General features: G+C 45.3%; 20 protein-coding genes and 1 tRNA gene. 6 read left to right on the top strand and 15 right to left on the bottom strand.

Annotated features, from left to right (window positions below; translation table 11 throughout):
• Positions 1-153: 153 nt before the first annotated feature.
• The 3 genes from NYE69_RS09075 to NYE69_RS09065 form a co-directional block, all read right to left on the bottom strand.
• Positions 154-258, bottom strand: coding sequence for a putative holin-like toxin (locus NYE69_RS09075; protein WP_445744823.1), 105 nt, complete (start codon positions 256-258; stop codon positions 154-156).
• Between the two features lie 63 nt (positions 259-321).
• The gene (locus NYE69_RS09070; protein WP_036625715.1) at positions 322-705 is read right to left on the bottom strand and encodes a DoxX family protein; all 384 of its coding nucleotides are present in this window, start codon (positions 703-705) and stop codon (positions 322-324) included.
• A gap of 110 nt (positions 706-815) precedes the next feature.
• Positions 816-1,139, bottom strand: a complete 324-nt coding sequence (locus NYE69_RS09065) for a MerR family transcriptional regulator (protein WP_036625716.1) — start codon at positions 1,137-1,139, stop codon at positions 816-818.
• Between the two features lie 168 nt (positions 1,140-1,307).
• On the opposite strand from NYE69_RS09065, the gene NYE69_RS09060 reads away from it, so the two are divergent.
• Genes NYE69_RS09060 through NYE69_RS09050 form a run of 3 tightly spaced genes read left to right on the top strand, consistent with a single transcriptional unit; the run spans position 1,308 to position 3,434 of the window.
• Complete coding sequence (locus NYE69_RS09060; protein WP_340925897.1) at positions 1,308-1,544, top strand: tautomerase family protein; 237 nt, start codon at positions 1,308-1,310, stop codon at positions 1,542-1,544.
• Between the two features lie 50 nt (positions 1,545-1,594).
• The gene (locus tag NYE69_RS09055) at positions 1,595-2,800 is read left to right on the top strand and encodes an MFS transporter (RefSeq protein WP_340925896.1); all 1,206 of its coding nucleotides are present in this window, start codon (positions 1,595-1,597) and stop codon (positions 2,798-2,800) included.
• A 55-nt stretch (positions 2,801-2,855) separates the two neighbouring features.
• A complete protein-coding gene (locus tag NYE69_RS09050; RefSeq protein WP_340925895.1) occupies positions 2,856-3,434 on the top strand; it encodes a YcdB/YcdC domain-containing protein in 579 nt (192 codons plus the stop codon).
• 144 nt (positions 3,435-3,578) lie between these two features.
• Here NYE69_RS09050 and NYE69_RS09045 read toward each other — a convergent pair.
• A tRNA-Glu gene (locus tag NYE69_RS09045) sits at positions 3,579-3,647 on the bottom strand.
• A 180-nt stretch (positions 3,648-3,827) separates the two neighbouring features.
• Here NYE69_RS09045 and NYE69_RS09040 point away from each other — a divergent pair.
• Positions 3,828-4,817 (top strand): SDR family oxidoreductase, encoded by a 990-nt coding sequence (locus tag NYE69_RS09040; protein ID WP_340925894.1) that lies wholly within the window; start codon positions 3,828-3,830, stop codon positions 4,815-4,817.
• 53 nt (positions 4,818-4,870) lie between these two features.
• On the opposite strand, the gene NYE69_RS09035 is transcribed toward NYE69_RS09040, so the two are convergent.
• From NYE69_RS09035 to NYE69_RS09015, 5 genes are all read right to left on the bottom strand, one after another.
• Positions 4,871-5,578, bottom strand: a complete 708-nt coding sequence (locus NYE69_RS09035; RefSeq protein ID WP_124331877.1) for a DNA alkylation repair protein — start codon at positions 5,576-5,578, stop codon at positions 4,871-4,873.
• 134 nt (positions 5,579-5,712) lie between these two features.
• Positions 5,713-6,558, bottom strand: a complete 846-nt coding sequence (locus NYE69_RS09030) for a formylglycine-generating enzyme family protein (protein WP_124331878.1) — start codon at positions 6,556-6,558, stop codon at positions 5,713-5,715.
• A 124-nt stretch (positions 6,559-6,682) separates the two neighbouring features.
• Positions 6,683-7,318 carry a glycoside hydrolase family 11 protein gene (locus tag NYE69_RS09025; protein WP_036625726.1) on the bottom strand — a complete coding sequence of 212 codons (636 nt, stop codon included), beginning with the start codon at positions 7,316-7,318 and terminating at the stop codon, positions 6,683-6,685.
• A 404-nt stretch (positions 7,319-7,722) separates the two neighbouring features.
• Positions 7,723-8,673, bottom strand: coding sequence for an alpha/beta hydrolase (locus NYE69_RS09020; protein WP_340925892.1), 951 nt, complete (start codon positions 8,671-8,673; stop codon positions 7,723-7,725).
• Between the two features lie 6 nt (positions 8,674-8,679).
• On the bottom strand, positions 8,680-9,525 hold the full coding sequence (locus tag NYE69_RS09015; protein ID WP_340925890.1) for an SDR family oxidoreductase: 846 nt from the start codon (positions 9,523-9,525) through the stop codon (positions 8,680-8,682).
• 177 nt (positions 9,526-9,702) lie between these two features.
• On the opposite strand from NYE69_RS09015, the gene NYE69_RS09010 reads away from it, so the two are divergent.
• Complete coding sequence (locus NYE69_RS09010) at positions 9,703-10,080, top strand: MerR family transcriptional regulator (RefSeq protein ID WP_340925888.1); 378 nt, start codon at positions 9,703-9,705, stop codon at positions 10,078-10,080.
• Between the two features lie 157 nt (positions 10,081-10,237).
• Here NYE69_RS09010 and NYE69_RS09005 read toward each other — a convergent pair whose 3' ends face one another.
• The 6 genes from NYE69_RS09005 to NYE69_RS08980 form a co-directional block, all read right to left on the bottom strand.
• Positions 10,238-10,978, bottom strand: a complete 741-nt coding sequence (locus tag NYE69_RS09005; protein ID WP_340925886.1) for a carbohydrate-binding protein — start codon at positions 10,976-10,978, stop codon at positions 10,238-10,240.
• Between the two features lie 565 nt (positions 10,979-11,543).
• Complete coding sequence (locus tag NYE69_RS09000) at positions 11,544-12,707, bottom strand: DUF4317 domain-containing protein (RefSeq protein WP_340925885.1); 1,164 nt, start codon at positions 12,705-12,707, stop codon at positions 11,544-11,546.
• Positions 12,708-12,786: 79 nt separating this feature from the next.
• Positions 12,787-13,368: a DUF4256 domain-containing protein gene (locus NYE69_RS08995; protein WP_340925884.1), complete on the bottom strand. Its 582-nt coding sequence runs from the start codon at positions 13,366-13,368 to the stop codon at positions 12,787-12,789.
• A 125-nt stretch (positions 13,369-13,493) separates the two neighbouring features.
• Complete coding sequence (locus NYE69_RS08990) at positions 13,494-14,063, bottom strand: SF0329 family protein (RefSeq protein WP_036628759.1); 570 nt, start codon at positions 14,061-14,063, stop codon at positions 13,494-13,496.
• Between the two features lie 128 nt (positions 14,064-14,191).
• Positions 14,192-15,184 carry a tRNA dihydrouridine synthase gene (locus NYE69_RS08985; protein WP_340925883.1) on the bottom strand — a complete coding sequence of 331 codons (993 nt, stop codon included), beginning with the start codon at positions 15,182-15,184 and terminating at the stop codon, positions 14,192-14,194.
• 238 nt (positions 15,185-15,422) lie between these two features.
• Positions 15,423-16,328, bottom strand: coding sequence for a TetR/AcrR family transcriptional regulator (locus tag NYE69_RS08980; RefSeq protein ID WP_170180930.1), 906 nt, complete (start codon positions 16,326-16,328; stop codon positions 15,423-15,425).
• Between the two features lie 202 nt (positions 16,329-16,530).
• Here NYE69_RS08980 and NYE69_RS08975 point away from each other — a divergent pair, with 202 nt between their 5' ends.
• Positions 16,531-17,973 (top strand): DHA2 family efflux MFS transporter permease subunit, encoded by a 1,443-nt coding sequence (locus NYE69_RS08975; RefSeq protein WP_340925882.1) that lies wholly within the window; start codon positions 16,531-16,533, stop codon positions 17,971-17,973.
• Positions 17,974-18,005 lie beyond the last annotated feature (32 nt).

Below are 18,005 nucleotides of genomic sequence, written 5' to 3'. Positions count from 1 at the left end.
GCTTACAGATATAATTAAGCGACATCTTGATACACCCGGTACTCAATGCTACAATGAAAATATAAAGGAGCCGTGCTGTAACACGGACTCCCGAGCAATAGCCGCTTTTAAGGGCGGAAGGCTTTAGCAAAAGGAATTATAAAAATAGACCGCTTACCTTTGCCGAGGGCGGTCTATTTCTTTTTTCATGTAGGTAAGAAGCACCAAAATGAACATACCAAACATGAACATTAAGGTAAGTGCATCTTTAACCTCCACAGGCACCAAGTAAATTCGGAACTCCTGTGGTGTTTGCCCCATCTGATGATAAACGCTTAATGACTACCAAAACAAGCGGCGAACCTTATCGTTTCGCAGCCACAGTCCTCCCCAGGCAAGAATCGCCATATAAACCGCAAACAGCGTATGCGAAAACAAGGGAGCGTCCACGCGAATTTGCGTGGCGACCACGCCGCCGTAAAAAGCGGTCAGCAGTACCGCGCCCAGGACGGCCGTCCTCGGAATGGCGTACAGCACGGTAGAGAGAAGCGCGAGGATGCCAATGGTCACGATATGATGCTCGGCAAACCCGAGCGTCAGCGTGCCCTCCACAACGACGGCCGGCTTAAAAAGCTTGGATATGCCGTCGAACAACATAAACAAAATGACAATACCGCTCATAATTCGCCCCGTCCAGAGACGGCCTTTGGATATTTTTTCGGTCATCGTTCGTCCACCTCGATCATGAATTTACACGTATCATAGCATGAACGACGATCCTTCGTTTCTTATGGATTGCCATCTTTTTGAGCCGCTACTCTTCTGCATTCTCCAGCTTATTCCGAACGCTGCGCTAACTTCGCAAACGCTTCGCTGATGTTTTTCATTCGATCTTCCACTTTTTTCGCCGCCGCATCCAAAGTATAGCCATCATCCAAGAGCTCCTTGATTAAAAGAACTTTTTTCACGTTCAAATAATCGTATTTTCGCGTGGTCCCCTCGGTTTCTTTCGATGAATGGATGATCCCTTTTTCTTCCCAGTACCTTATTTGTCTGGTGGGAACGCCTGAAATTTCGGATACTTCACCTATCCCCACAACCAATTTGCCCAATAAATCGAAATCCAAAAGGATATTTTTAAGCTCTTCGTTCGAGTTCATGTCATCACCTTCAATGAAAATAATGAAAATATTGCTTTGAAGATATTTTACCTCAAATGACGATCTGCTACAAATTTTAGTTTTATATTGACATTGATTGTAATCTAGTTACAATGAATGTTGTGATCATACATTTTTCGCAAATCAATTACTAAGGAGATGTTATTTATGCCGATTATCAATGTAGACTGCTGGGAAGGTTTTAATGAGCAACAAAAAAAGGAATGGATTAAGGCACTAACCGATGCTACTGTAAATCTTTTTAACCTGCCTCCCGATAAGGTTTTGGTGATCCTGCGGGAAACGCCGTTGACCAATTGGGGGCAAGCCGGAGCAGTCGCCGCTGACCCTGAATTTTTGGAAAAAAGCCGCATCACGGACATTTCACAGCAACGAAGCGAATAGCCTGGAGGATTATTCCGGAGGGTGGTTTTGCAATTAAGGAGGACCTTTCATTGACACAGCTTGTTGAAAAAATTCATGCAGAATCGGATCAATACAACTACTCTCTGATAACGGCCATACTGACTTGGTGCGGTTTGGCGGTTGTATCGAGCCTTTACATCACGATTCCTTTGGTCTCTATCTTTGCGGATGCGTTTCATGTAACGCCATCGCAATCATCCTGGGCAAGCAGTTCTTTCTCGTTAACCTACGCCGTTGGCTTTCTTTTCTTTGGGACGTTATCGGATAAGTACGGAAGAACAAAAACAATGCTTTACGGTTTGGTCGCTTTATGCCTGTTATCTCCTTTGCTTGGACTTGTCCACAGCCTGCCGTGGCTGATCCTGCTCCGAGCCGTTCAGGGTTTTGCCGCCGCATCGTTTGGTCCCGTTGCCCTTACTTATATCGTGGAACTGTATCCGATTGAAAAAAGAGTGACAACTATAGGATTTGTCAGTACAGGTTTCTTGATGGCAGGCATTATCGGCCAGGTTTTCAGCAGTATGATTAGCACAAATCTTGGCTGGTCATTTGTTTTTTATATTCTGGGAGGAATCTATTTGCTGTCGGCTATATTGTTCGGGGGCTTGGTTCCAAAAGAAGAGGTCAAAAAGAATCAAGTGAGCATTGGAAATACATTCCGACAGGTCAGGGCTGTATTTTCAAATACGTCGCTGTTGTTTTGCTACCTCGTAACAATCACGCTTCTTTTTTCTTTTGTCGGAATGTACAGCACGCTGGGAAATTATTTAAGCCAAACTCCCTTTGCCTTAAGCAACAACCAAATTCTATTGGTGCGGGCCGCCGGAATTGTCGGGATGTTAGCTTCTCCGTTTGCCGGGCGGTTAGCCGGTAAATTTGGCGCCAAACGTGTTTTACAAGGCGGGCTGCTCTTAGCGACAGCGGGTCTCGTCATCATTGGAATCAGCTCCAATTTCCCGATTCTAATTGGTATGAGCATCGTTTTTGTTACGGGTATAGCGATTTCCGTACCTACCTTAATCACGTTAATCGGAAGTATAGCAGGCGAGGCAAGAGCGATCGGTGTTACGCTATACACTTTTATACTGTTTATTGGCGCTACTCTTGGACCCATCGCCGCAATGAACCTCATGAAGAGCGAAAGTTATGTTCTAACTTTTGAGGTACTGGCATTCATCATAAGCATCGGATGGCTGGCTTCGTTTCTGGTAAAAACGAATGTCAGTTCAAAGTGATACAAGGCCGAGCAAGGAAAAGAGCAAACCGAATATTTCGCATGAGGTGACCAACATGAATCATGTCTTTCAAACAAACATTTCCGTAAAAGAAGAGGACTACAGCGAATCATTGAAAAAGGTCCTGCAGCTACTAACGATTCCGGATGGATATGTCCTGAAAACGGTACAAAGCCAAAAGCAAAACGCTGAAGACGTCTGGTGGTTCCGCTATGAAAAAGCATCCGGCGAAAACCATGGTCCGGGAGGCGAATATTTTTCGTTTGTTATAAAAAAAAGCAGCAATAAACTCCTGGGATTTACTTGGATGGATAAAACTTTGGCGGAAGGAGAACTTCCGACGAAGGAAGCTGCTAAAGCAAGCGCGAAAGAATTTTTAGGCAAGCTTGAGCCGGGCCTATTTGCAAAATTGGATAACTTATGGATCGACAAACATGATGAAAGCATCCTAGTAAAAAACGGAGCGAACCAAGAAAATACAATAATTTCAGGAATGAAATATAAATGCTACTTGAAAGAAAGCGATAGCTACGCTTGGGTGATTGTCGGGAAAAACGGAAAAGTCATTACCTTTGAACAAGAAATCAAATGGGTCAACGGTAGAGTTACCGAGAAATGGCTGCATGATAGTTGAGTTAGAGACAGATCATGACACTAAAAAGCCCTTCACTCGCAAAAAACGAATGAAGGGCTTCTCCAATTCAACTAGTTGACGGGTGAGGAGGAGTGAACCTCCATCTCCTTCTTAGCGGGAAGGTGTTCTCGTTAAACTATCACCCTACACAGGAAGGATTGAGACCTTCATCTCCTGCTTGAGAGGCAGGCGCCTTAATTAAGCTACTGTGTGAGAAAATTTTATCATATGTTATGATGGATGTAAATAATTTCTCAAGGTGGTAAGATGAAGAACCCGGGAACAGCAACCGAAAACAGCCGAAAATTTAGATGCTATATATGCAAAGAACCGAATCCGGTCGTACACGACCACTATACCAAGCTATGCCGGGCCTGCGGCGAATACAATGAAATGAAACGGACAGCCAGGCATCATCTGGACAACTACATCGCTCTGGTGACGGGCGGCCGGACAAAAATCGGCTATCATACGGCGCTGCGTCTGCTCCGCGATGGTGCACGGGTTATTTTAACGACTCGGTTTCCATATGATGCGCTGCAGCGTTATATCAAGGAGCCCGACTTTGACACTTGGAAGGATCGTATTCATATTTACGGGTTGGATTTTCGCCAAATCGAAAGAGTCGAAATGTTCGCTCACTACATCAACAAGGAATTCCCTTACATCGACATTATTATCAATAATGCTGCGCAGACGGTGAGAATGTCCCCCGAGGAATACGATGGGTTGATGCTAAAAGAAGCGGAACTCCAAAAGCAGCTTTTTGGCGGACAAGGGTCTCCGCAACTTGCCGGTGGAGCCGTCCTTCCCCGCATTGCCAATCCGATAAACAGCGAAACGGCGGATTCTCCATATCTGCAGTTGCTGAATCCGGAACGAAGCTTGCCGGCTTCCTCTTCGCAGCTGCAAAATTCATGGACGGCGGAGTCCCAGCAAATTTCCGTGGTTGAGATGCTTGAAGTTCAATTGATCAACGTGACCGCGCCCTTTTTAATCAATACCAAATTGAAAGATGCCATGACGCGAAGTCCGAATCCAAACCGATTTATCGTAAATGTATCCGCGGCGGAAGGCCGTTTTCAAATGAAAAGAAAAGGAGGCTACCACGTTCACACCAACATGGCAAAAGCCTCGCTGAATATGATGACTCTAACCATGTCCAAGGAATATAAAAAGGAGCATATCTTCATTACCTCCGTGGACCCCGGATGGGTATCGAACCAGTTCCCGGAACAGGTAAAGGCCCGCAAGGTAATCGAATTGCCTCTCGACTTTGAGGATGCCGCAGCCAGAATCTGCGATCCAATCTATGAAGGCAAAGATGCCGAGCGCCCTTGGACCGGAGTATTTCTGAAGGATTACAAGCAGGTGGATTGGTAAAAAAAAGACGCTCGAGTTCAATGAACCGGGCGTCTTCTATCAAGTTTGCCAGTCTAACACCGTACATACTTTCGCTTGAAACCAAGCTGCCCCTTATCTACCGCCTTTTGAATACTGCCGGAAGCGAGCAGGATGCTGCTTTTCTTCTTGTCCCGCTTGATTTCCACCGGGCCGACCGCCTTTGCGGTTTCAACCGCTTTATCATGGAGCGGCAGATAGGATACCCCAACGTTGTAAATAAAATTGTTCATCGCAGATTTTGTTCGTTCGGGTGAGCCGTGAATCGTCTTTTCTACCATGTCGAGCATATTGGCGAGTTTGCTTTCGGAAAATTCACCGTCCGGCCGGCTCCCCAACAGCCAGCAGTAACAACTCCAGCCCGCCGACATTTTTAACTCTTCCCCGCTGGCGATCCACTTATCGGCAACCTTTTGGGCAATATCCGCTTCCGCCAAGGTTACGGCGACCACAAAATCGGACAGCATATAGAAATAGGCCCCATCCATCCAACGCTCAAAATCCGCTTCAGTCATCGCCTTCGGATCGGCAATGATGCCGGCAAAGTACATGGCGTCGTAGTTCCCTGTGGCGTAGAGCTGTTCGGCCAAAGGCTGATCGATTTTGATTTTCTTCGCCATCGGCTTCATAGCGCCCGTAGCCACGCCAAAAAGCGGTTCGCGGGCGCCGTTGGATATATACATTTTCTTAAGGCGTTCCTTGCCGAGGCCTTCAAGCTCCTGCATGATCGAGTCCAGATTCATGGTTCGTCAACTCCCTGCTTCCGAAGATAGAGGATGGCTCGAAGAAAAATCCCCTCCATTGGTTCTTCTTCCAGCTTACTACGTGAAGCAACCTGGACTCAAATCTAAAATTTGGAGGTTGCCTTGGCTCCCGCCTACTCCCCCCGGCTCACCCGAAAACCTTGATCAGCCCCAAAGCCATTCGCCTCGAACTTGCCGCGAAAAGACAACTCAATGCTGTGAATGTCGCCGACCCAACCGCCGCCCTTTACAACCCGGTAAGATCCGCCGCTACTATAATCCAAATCGTCCCCGTACCAGTCCCAGCACCATTCCCGTACATTGCCCGACATATCGTAAAGCCCCAGCTCGTTGGGTTTCTTGCCGCCGACAGCTTTTGTTTTACTATTGTTGTTCTCTATGATGGGCCAGTTCCAGTCTCCGGATAAATATTGATCTCCGGCGTTTCGCCAATTCCAGGCTGCTTCATCCGCGTTATTGCTTCCGCTGTAGGTGTAGCTCTTGCTCATTTGGCCACCGCCCGCGGCGTATTCCCACTCCGCTTCCGTCGGCAATCGGTAACCGTTAGCGCCGGCATTGATCGTTACGGTCCATTTTATATTATCGTAATCACTCTGATTATTCGGGTCTTTTTTATTCTTATCTATATTGTAATAAGGTTCTAAGCCCTCTTTTATACTCCGTTTATTACAGTACTCAACAGCGTCATACCAGCTTACCATTTCTACCGGCATATTGTCGCCTATGAATTGTGAAGGGTTGCTTCCCATGACCTCGACCCACTCTTTTTGAGTGACCTCGTATTTGCCGATATAAAAATCCGATAGGATTACATCTTTTCCATAGTAATTGGACTTGGTGTTCTTAAAAGCTCCGCCTTTGACGAATACAAGGCTATTGTTCTTGTCAGTCTTTTCTTGCGAACAAGCGCTAACCACAAACATGATTGCTATTAAAAGGAAAATCAATAGCCTTCTCACTGCTATCTCCTCCTTTAAAGCCATAGGCCTTCCTATAGTATGTAAATAAGTACCTTTTGCTGAAATAGTTAAGGCCGTCGGCCGCGAGACCGTCCGGCCTTAGACAATACCACTGATTAACCGCTTACCACACCGTTACGTTGGAGCTCCCGCTGCTTTGATAACCCTCCGTCGCCAATACCTGATAAGACCAACTGCTTCCCAGATTCATTCCTGCATTTCTCCATGCATTTACGTGGTTGCCAAAATTGATAGAGACGTTGCTCCCGGTTGGTCTCTTTGACTGCCGCACGCTCCAGAACTGCTGGAATGTTTGTATACCGTCAATGGAAGGTGCGTTGTAGCGCATCGTTGTATAAATGTCATAGGTGCCCCCATCGCTGTTCACGGTGCCTTTATACGTTCCGGTAGGTCTGTAAGTACCCCAGCTATCCACGACGTAATATTCGATGAGCGAGTTTCTCGTCCACCCGTAAAGCGTCAAATACGCATTGCCGGACGGCGCCCAGACACCGGCATTGTAGTTTACTGTTCTGGATGGCGATCCGGTAGTCCAGCCTTTACCGACAACAAAATTCCCGGTATTTTGCCATGTGACACTGTAATTGCCGCCGGACCCATTGACCGCGTTGACTGTCCCGCCGCCATCGGTCCAATATTGCCAATAGTCTGTCGCCGCATTTGAGGTTGCCGCCAACAAGCTAAAACTCATTAAAGCTGCCGTAAATACCGTCAAAATTTTCTTGTTAAACTTAAACATGCATTTACCTCCTCAAATATTTTTTATCGCCACTTTAACCTCTACCCTACTTCTTGCCGGTTGCTTCTTTTTGCGGTACACCGCTTATCCTGTGTTACATGCCGAGAACATCTTACTGTCACCCCCTTTACTAGAAAATTATAGAAGGAAAGCGCATACATTTCACTTCACAAATTAAAGAAGTTACCCCCCTATTTTTTATATAAATGCACGGAAACCGCCGAAGAAGCGAGGTCATAACGGGTTCGGCAGCGTCTCCATAATGCAAAAAGCCGCCCTATTAAAGGACGGCTGTACGATACGACACTACTTTTGTGTGCCGCCATATCCTTCCGGCGCGGGAATCCCCTTTTCAACTATGATATCTACACTTTATGAATTATTCTCTCTTTCCGGATAACCAATCAATTGTGTAGGGCACGCTTTAAAGCCGCGTGATATTCTTGTATCATCCTCTGGCTGATCTCGGCAGAAGGAAAGTATTCTTCGCAGCCATGAAAACATCCGGGGTACAAATGAAATTCCGTTGGCACGCCGGCCTGCGTAAGCCTTAGTACATAGTCGATGGTTTCATCGCGAAACGGATCCAGGTCACCGACACAAGTGTACATAGGCGGAAGTCCCGACAAATCGGCTGCACGTGCCGGAGCGGCATAGGGGGATGCTTCACCTTGTTCCCCTAGATACATTTCCCATGCCAATTGAGTTTTGGCTTTGCTCCACACTCTGTCATCCGTGATTTCATTGCTGGACTTGGTTATGATTCGATCGTCAAGCATCGGATAAAGAGGCATTTGGAACAGGATCGAAGGGCCGTTTCGATCTCTTGCCAAAAGGGAAACAGCAGCCGTCAATCCGCCGCCGGCACTGGGGCCCACAACCGCAATTCTGGATGAATCGCTCCCCAGTTCTTCAGCATTTTCGGAGAACCATTGTAGTGCGGCGTAGCAATCTTTGAGCGGAGCCGGAAAAGGATGCTCCGGAGCCAGCCGATAATCCACGGAAACGATGACGCATTCGATTTCCGATACCAAATACTGCAAAGCAGGGTCCATCATATCGGCGGAACCGAGGATATAGCCGCCGCCGTGAATATATAGAACGCCCGGAAGCGGTCCATTCTTCACTTTCGGTTCGTAAATTTTGATCCGGACATCCGGATCCCCCGCCGCGCCCGGAACATATCTTTCCGAGGTCAAAACTGCGTCATTAACAGGCAGCGAGGCTGCCGTACCGGCAGCAAACTCTTGCATCTCTTTCCTTTTGGCCGCTAAATTCTCCCTGGTGTAAACGACTTCCGGTAAAAGGGAAAACATATTTTTAAGTTCCGGATGTACTCTTTCTTCCATCTTCATTGAATGTCACCCCTGGCTTTTTCGCCACGCCGTTTGCCCCAGCAGATCCCGCATGGTTGCCATGTACTTTTCTTCCGATTGGGACCATCTCAGTTTAGCCGTTTCTTCCGCGTCCGGACCCGCGAGATAACGCAGCCGGTTCGACGGATCGCACGCAGCGGCGTAAACCTGATCCGCAACCTGGTTCTCATCCGCATTATCAAACGGATAATTCATCATGGAGTTCATCATATGATCAAAATAAGACTTGTACGCTTGTGGAATGGATACGTCTTGAGCGGCGGCCATGGTGTTCGACGCGAAATTCGTGGTTCGCATAGCTCCGGGTTCCACAAGTTTGACGGAGATATTTTGCGATTCCAGCTCGTACGACAGCGATTCCGACAGCCCCTCGACGGCATGCTTGGTGGCCACATAGACCGTCAGAAGCGGATTGGATACAAAACCCACGTTCGAAGTGACATTGACGACGGTTCCGCCCCCTTGCTCGCGAAAATAAGGGGTAATCGCCTGGATGACGTTCATGACACCAAAGACATTGGTCTCAAAAATCCCGCGGATCACATTCATCGGTGTGGCTTCAAAGATCGATAGGATGCTGACTCCGGCGTTGTTCACGACGGCGTCGATCCGGCCGAACCTGGCGATCCCTGCCGCAATCGCCGCCTCGATGGTGGCGGGCTTAGTCACATCAAGTTCGGTTACGAAAATCCGGTCGGGATTTTCCTCCGCCAAGCGCCGGTCCGGCTTGCGCATCGTCGCAACCACGTTCCATCCTTCATTGGCAAACTTCTTCGCTGCCGTATTCCCTAGTCCGGTCGAGCTCCCGGTAATCAATACCGTTTTGGTCATTGAAGATCCTCCTCTTCATCATTTTTGTTTTCTTCCTTAGCTTACCGGGTTGAAGCCGCTCTAAGTCAAATCCAAAACTCGATCCCTTATGGACAAGGGGATGATAGACTGATAGCAAGTTCAGATTGTAAAATAGATGAGAGTAACTCTAACACTCAAAGGCGGTGAAGAACGCTTATGGCTTATACGATGAAGGAAGTGGTGAAAAAAACGGGCATTAACCCGTATACGTTGCGTTTTTATGAGAAGGAAGGCGTATTGCCGGCGGTTGACCGGGATGCTAACGGGGTGCGTAAATTCAACGACCACTACGTCGATTGTGTAGAGATGGTACAAGCGCTTCGTTCAGCAGGTTTGCCTTTGGCGGAAATAAAACAATATGTTGAGCTGTACAAGAGCGGGGACCGGACACTTCCTTTAAGAAAAACGATGCTGGCCAACCAAAAAAGCAGAGTGGAGGAACAAATAGCACGACTGATAAAAACGCTGGAAAAGCTCAATTACAAGCTGGCGTTAATCGATGCCCAGGAAAACAAATTTGACAGGCTGCCCTGATAGGCGGAAAAGCATTCTAAATTGGATGGATACTGAATGTTATCTATAAAAACACTAAAAAATCGAGCTGAAAAACGCATTTTTTCAGCCCGATTTTACTTTATCTTTTTAAACTATTCGATATTGATAGTTTTACATCTAATGGATAAATAACGCCTTAGTTCTTACCGCCATAGCCCTTATAAGTAGCGTAAACCGCATCTGCGTATTGATTGGCCAGAATAGGACGGCCATAAGAATCTGTAGCTCCGGGATACCAGTAATCTCCTCCGTTATAGTGTAATAAGCCGTTATATATGTTGCCGAATTTAACAATCTTTTCATTTAAAATGAGTGCGCCCAAGTATACCTGATCTTGCTCACTGCTGTGATTATAAGCATAGCCAAATTTTGAGCTGAATTGCGATAAATAAGCATTACGTGTGTTTGGTTCTACCTGCATCAATCCGTCGCCGGCTGATGGACTGCCTGGTAAGCCTGCTCCAAAACTGCTTTCCTTTTTGATCACAGCACTCAGCAATAAAGCAAAATCTCCGCCTTTACCGAATTTATTGTCCGCATTCACTGCATATGTCCATATGTGGCTTGGAACTTCGGATGGCTTTGTTACTGAAGGATTTGTTGGTGGTGTCGTTGGTGGTGTCGTTCCGCTGCCGCCTTTCTCCCATAAAGCAGGAACAATGGGTGGTTCCCAACCTACGAGGGAAGTATGTGCCTGACGACAGGTATAAGTACTTCCACTATATGTTACTGTATCATTTACTGCATATGCAGTATTTGGAGCCCATGCTCCTCTAGCGGCTGCGCTCACCGGTAAGACTGCGCAAAAGGTGGATAAGAATACTGCTAAAACTACCAAAAGTGATGTGGCTTTAAAAGAAAACTTTCTATTAGTCATTTTCAAACCTCCTTGTATTTTTCTTCTGATATTTTCCCGTGTTGCTCATTTTCGACATTTTTCAGCACTATTTCCCCCCTTTGTTTTCACAAATACTTCAAGTTCATTCCATAATTAAAAGCGCTTAAACAAATGATTACAATTCAGATAATACAGAAACATGAAAATAATTCCAATAGGACATAGGTTCTACTTTCTTGAAATTTTTGATTAGACTGGAAAGAGGCTAAGTTTACAGGTCATAGAGTCAACCTAAAACTTAGCCCCTTGATTTCATATTAAATATATTTTAAATAAACTTTGGCTCAAGACCAAAATCAGTGCTTAACAAAATAAATGATGACGGAGATAGGGGGTGTTGTCTCTTCAAACCGCTTTGCACGATTATCCCTCTGGTTCAGGAAGCCAAGTCACCCGATCAAACGGGATAATCGTGCAAAGCCTCTGGATAACGAGTCTCGCTCCAGGCCACGGTCTGTTGCCGGCATGACTGTCAAGCACTGATGATTAGGTTGAACCTAAACTTTCTTTTTCTTATTTATCTAAGTTCATCTTTAAAATCGATCTACAACGTCTCCGTACTGAGCGTAAATCCTTCAATCACGGCGTCTTCGTCAACCTCGATCAAGATGCAGCGTTTCCCTTGATAATTCACCTGTCTCACGTACTTTAAATCTTGAGGACTGATCGAGATCGTGGCTATCTTCGTATCGATCTTAATCGATTTCGAAGTGAACTTCGGAATAACGCTGCTCGCTTTGATTTCATAGTTTTTATCGTCAACGATCGTTTGAAACGCCCGTTCCACCTTTTCCGTCGTCACGTTCTCCACGCCGCTCACCGTCAGCATGCGTTCCACATCTTTATAATCCAGCTTCGGCGGTTCTTCCTCCTCGTGGGTTTCGATGACTTGATGAATTTCCTCGTATACGTTCGCGATCGTCGAGGCATCGAGCTGATCTCCCGTTACTTCTTTCACGATCTCCTCAAAAATGGCCCTCTCTTCTAACGCAGTCACGCTCTTCTCCGCATTCAAGACTTCCTCGATGAAATGCTGATTCGGCTCATGCGCTCTGCCCGAGGAATATAGAATACGATTCACATCGGAATAGCCATCCGTCACGCTGGGGTAGAAAAAGCCTTGCTCCGGCGAACTTAACTTAATGATCGGATCTACGATGACGTTATACTTGAATTCCCGCTCGACATAATCGAACATGAGCGTTTTCTTCTGTTGTTCCGTAGAATTTATGCTGCACAGAATAAACGGATTGGCGAACATTTCGTCGTTTTCGCTCTCCTCGGCTTCTTCGTTCCTGGCCTTGGTCGGCTTGAAATATTGCCCGCGAACGAAAGTAATCACCGTATCCCGTTCATATTGGGTATCCGCCAGCATTTTCTCTACCAGCAGGAGCATCAGATCTTGCCATTCTTCGGGGTCGCCGGTCACCAGACCTTGATGAAGAAGTACCCGCGTAGGCGTCTCCGCGTCCTCATGAAGTTTTAACTCAAACAGCTTTTGATCCAATTCCCCGGCCAGCAGCTTTTTGAAATTGCCCATATGCAGTTCCTGCTTCTCCCTGTCCAGCAGTTCGAACGGCTGACGCTCGTAATGATAGATTTCATTGGTTTCCTTCATAATATACACATTAAGAATATCGAAAATGTGCAGCTTTTCGTGATCCAGCTTAAATTGCTTGCAAATATACGCGACTTCTTTCTTTAACATGATTTATGAGACATCTCCTATGAAGTTGTTTTGTCTATGAATATGACTCCCCCGCCTAAAAGCCGGTTCCCTCCAAAATTCAGACCCTTAACGAGCCGCGGAACCCCCTGGCAGCATAGTAGGAATCCGCTCCATTGTGGTACACAAAGACAGTCTCGTAGCGACGATCACAAAAGATGGCCCCGCCGAGTTTTCTAATATTAGCGGGTGTTTTCACCCAGCTCGATGTTTTCGTATCAAACTTTCCAAGTTCCTGCATCTCCCGGTATTGTTCTTCCGTTAAAAGCTCAATGCCCATGGCGGCAGCCATATCAATGGCGTTATTTTCCGGTTTATGTTCTTTTCTTGATTCCAGCGCTTCACGGTCGTAACAAACACTTCTGCGACCTTTAGGACTTTCCGCTGAACAATCATAAAAAATATATTCGTCCGTCTCTTTATCATGACCAACAACATCCGGTTCGCCGCCAGTTCTCTCCATTTCATTGAGCGACCACAGTTTTTCAACATTAGCTTCGAGCTTTGCTTGAATCTTAGCCCATTCAAGGCCATTATGACGGCTCATGTTTTTCTCGAATCGGGATTTCAATGTTCCGAGCAGCTCTTCTCGCTGTTCCGGTGACAGCGTCTTTGCGTTGTTGGTTTTATTACTCTTTGTCATGTTAGATCCTCCCTCATACGTATTTCAAAAATTACGCATTTGCTCCATTCTACCTCAGCACTTTATACCACAACTTTATTATAGTTTAAATTATGTATATATAAAAAAAACAGGGAGTAGCATACTCATAATGTTTTACGCCGTAGTTCATAAAAATACTGCACAATGGGATGCTTTAACTTCATCTGATCGGACATGTTTAAAATCCGCTTTTTCCCAACTCTTCTGTCCACCAAAGCTAGAATATTCAATAGGATTTCATGGCTCTCCATGCTATCCTCTACAGACGTAGATAAGAACTTATTAGCCACAACGATAAAATTGGATTTACTTAATGAAGCCTGAGCGGACAAAAGCTCTTTTGCATGTTCAGAGCTTTTTCTGCTTCGAGCAATGACTATTAAGCGATCCTCCGGCACGGGTCCTTTGGTATCTTTTCTGACCGCCTCAATGTCGTCACTGGTGATCGGAATTTGAATTTCAGGATCATTCTTGATTTCCAGCTCCGTTTGGTACCATCTGATGAAGTTCGTCTTATCACTCATATTAAGGATGTTCTTCTTATCAACCGAGATATAACAAATCCCTGATTTATCCGGTAAATAACGATAACCCGGTGCGCGGTATTCCACCCTTCCCTGTAACGCAGGACTGAGAAAGCTCTCCAGCTGCTGCTTCAATTTGCTCCAGGACATGTAAACTCCCCCTCCATATAAAAACAGAGGAAAGGCTTACTGGCTCCGGGTTTGCCCCTCTCCATTCATCCAATCCTCATGCTCTTGATGTCTTTTTCTATTTCCCACACGGATTCGTTAGGAATTACTTAATCCCCACGTTCCTCCGCTCCGGCATGCTCCTTGTTTCTAAACTCATCGAGCAGCGCGCGTACTTCACTTGTGGACCTTGCGTTCATTAAGCTGTTTCTTAATTCGCTCGCCCCTCGAAATCCGCGGACATATATCTTAAAGAAGCGGGGGAGAGGGCTGAAGGAACGCGGCGGCCCCAGTGCTGAATAGTGATCATGGAGATCCAGATGCAACCGCAGTAAATCAAGCAATTCTTCGCTGCTGTGTTCCCTCGGCTCCTTCTCAAAGGCAAACGGATTATGAAAAATACCGCGCCCAATCATAATCCCATCCACCCCGTACTGCTCAGCCAGCTTGAGGCCGGTCTGGCGGTCAGGGATATCCCCGTTAATGGTCAGAAGGGTATCCGGAGCCACCTCATCACGAAGCTTCTTAATCTCCGGGATGAGCTCCCAATGCGCGGCTACCTTGCTCATTTCTTCTCTTGTCCGCAGATGAATGGACAGATTCACAATGTCTTGCTGCAAAATATGGGTTAACCAGCCGCGCCATTCGTCGACGCTACTAAAACCAAGTCTTGTTTTTACGCTGACGGGCAGTCCCCCGGCTTTGGCGGCCTGGATAAGTTCCGCTGCGGTTTCCGGACGGCAGATCAGGCCGCTGCCCTTTCCGTTCTCCGCTACATTCGCTACAGGACACCCCATATTAATATCGATGCCCTTGAAACCTTCCTTCGCCATACCGATGCTCATTTGACGAAAATATTCCGGCTTATCTCCCCAAATATGCGCTACCATGGGCTGCTCATCCTCAGTAAACGTCAAACGCTCGCGCACACTATGGTTCCCCTCCGGGTGACAATAACTTTCCGTATTCGCAAACTCCGTAAAAAACACATCCGGTCTGGCCGCTGCACTGACGACATGGCGAAAAACAACATCCGTCACATCCTCCATGGGCGCCAGTATAAAAAAAGGCCGCGGTAAATTACGCCAAAAATTTTCTGTCATATCAAAAACCTCTCTATATCAAACGTCTGTAAGTGTTAATGGTCTACATTTAAACGAGTATATCATAAACCCTGGAGTGAAGCATACTTACCCAACAGCTTCAAGATGAGGGGGAAACCTCCTCGATCATTGGCCCGGATACATTTTCTGTTGATTTCTTGGAAAGGTTAGTATATTTAGATGATTGAACAGTTAACTGTTCAATCATCTAATCGTTTAGGAGGACATTAAAGTTTCGTCACGGATTCAGGTCCACAGGATAGAACCCTAGCTTTTTTAATGTATTCATATAAATTACCAATTCATCAGTATTCATAATACTTTTTATATTCATTAAAGATTTCAAACAACTTGAGATTACGGCTTTCCGCGGATTTTCAGACATTGCTTCATTCTGCACAAATTGTAACAAATCAAGGGCGTGCTGCCTATTATCGTTATTCGCAGGAAGTTTCTCAATTAATTTTTTTAAATTCCCAGTACTTAACATGAGGTCATTATAAGGGAAATCTACTTGTCCTATACTAAGTAAAGACTGTTCAAAATCTTCAATATTAAATAGCCGTAGTCGCTTATGTTTGAGTAATGAAAGTACTTCATCTACTAGACTAAAACAATAATTGCAAATTTCAATCATAGGTTTTGGTTGGATTTGAACATTATTTATTTCGTTGGCATTATGCAGAATCCCCGTTAAAAAAATTGTAGCATCAGCAATATAATCTCGATATTCTGGGTAAATCTGCTTCATCCTTGTGAAGAACCAATATGCCCATTGTTGCCTGATCTGTTTTAAGAAAGCAATAATTTCATTATCGTTGGAAACTAAAGCATCCATAAGCAATGCATCTACTTTTTTTTCTATGCGATAGTTCATCATAACTTCTAACTGACGAATAAAGATATCTTTGTTCGTTTCATCCTGTCCGACTAAAAGTTGATCACGATCCACATACATTTTTTCTTCGGAATACACAAGTACATCCCTGAATAGTTCTCCTTTTGTTTGAAAGTGTTTATAAAAAGTTCCTCTTGAAATATTGGTTTTGTCAAGAATGTCCTGGATCGATGTGGCATGATAACCTTGCTCAATAAAAAGACGGAGAGCCGTAATTAATATATCGGATTTTTTCACCTGCATCATTATCATCCTTTCTGCTAACATTATACACCACATACTATATGTTTAAATGTATACTCCGAGTATATTTAGTGTTGATTTTTTGGTCATTCAAGTATAATATGGATCAAGTAAACTGCGAGTTTAAATATATACTCAAAGTATACTGAATGCTTATTTTTTTGGCACCCTTAACAATACAAGAAGATAACAGGAGGAAACCAACATGGGGAAAGAACAGTCTCTTCCAACGTTTAAGCGGAATGTACTTGTGGTAGTTATGCTTGCAGGTGCTTTTGTTACCATGTTAAATCAGACGCTACTCAATACCGCTTTGCCACAAATCATGAAGGATCTATCCATTTCCGCCAATACAGCTCAGTGGTTAACGACCGGGTTCATGCTTGTCACCGGGGTGTTGATTCCGGTTTCTGCTTTTCTAATAGAAAAATTTTCGACAAGAAGACTGTTTATTACTGCCATGTGCCTGTTTGCGTCCGGGACATTGATGGCTGCTATTGCACCAAACTTTCCTGTTTTATTATTCGGGAGGATTCTACAGGCGGTAAGTGACGGGCTCATGCTCCCGTTAATGCAAACGATCTTTTTAATGATTTTTCCTGTTAAGCAACGTGGGTCAGCAATGGGTATGGTGGGACTGGTAATGGCTTTTGCTCCTGCGATTGGACCGACACTTTCCGGTTGGGTTGTTGGTAACTTTTCATGGCGAGCACTCTTTTATATGATTTTCCCAATTGCTGTACTTATCATCATTTTTGCTTCGTTTATGCTTGAAAATGTTACGAAAGTGACCCGTCCAAAAATTGATATCATGTCCATTATTTTGTCATCCCTTGGATTTGGAGGATTGTTGTACGGCTTCAGCAGCGCAGGTAATCATGCCTGGAACAGTTCAGAAGTGGTCATTGCTTTGATTACCGGTACGGTCGCAATTGGTTTGTTTATTTGGCGGCAGCTGGCTGTTGAAAAACCGATGCTTGAGTTCAGGGTGTTAAAAAACTGGACCTTCTCATTGACCTTATTTATCGGTATGGTTGTTATGGTGACGATGATCGGCGTAGAGCTCTTTCTTCCGCTTTATATACAAACGGCAAGAGGCTTTACACCGCTTGAATCGGGTTTGCTGTTGTTACCTGGTGCGATTGTGATGGGGATAATGTCGCCGATTACCGGGAGGATCTTTGATAAGATTGGAGCACGACCGTTGGCTCTTATTGGTTCGGTTATCTTAATAGGTATGACGTTCTTGTTCAGTAACATGACCGCTTCAACGCCATACATCTATATGATGGTGATTTACGCCATACGAATGTTCGGAATATCTCTTATGATGATGCCAGTCATGACGGCCGGATTAAACCAACTGCCTGACCATTTGATTCCACATGGAACCGCAATGAGCAACACGTTGACGCAAGTGGCCGCTTCTGTTGGAGCAGCCTTGCTGGTTACGGTTATGACAAACAATACAACGGCTGCCGTTCAGCAAAAACTTCCCAATCCAATGATTCATGGGGTCTCAGTTGCCTTTACGTTCTCCACCGTTTTGGCATTCTTTGCTTTAGTATTGTCATTCTTTATTAAACCGATGAAAATATCACAGAAAGAAGATACACAAGACGAAGGCAGTTCTGCTACTGAAAGCTAAAACGGGTCTGCGCGCTGCCAAGCGCACAAAAG

The sequence above is a fragment of the Paenibacillus sp. FSL R5-0527 genome, assembly GCF_038008055.1.
Classification (GTDB): domain Bacteria; phylum Bacillota; class Bacilli; order Paenibacillales; family Paenibacillaceae; genus Fontibacillus; species Fontibacillus macerans.
Note: the sequence above shows the minus strand (reverse complement) of the source record. Positions and strands in the feature narration are given on the sequence as shown.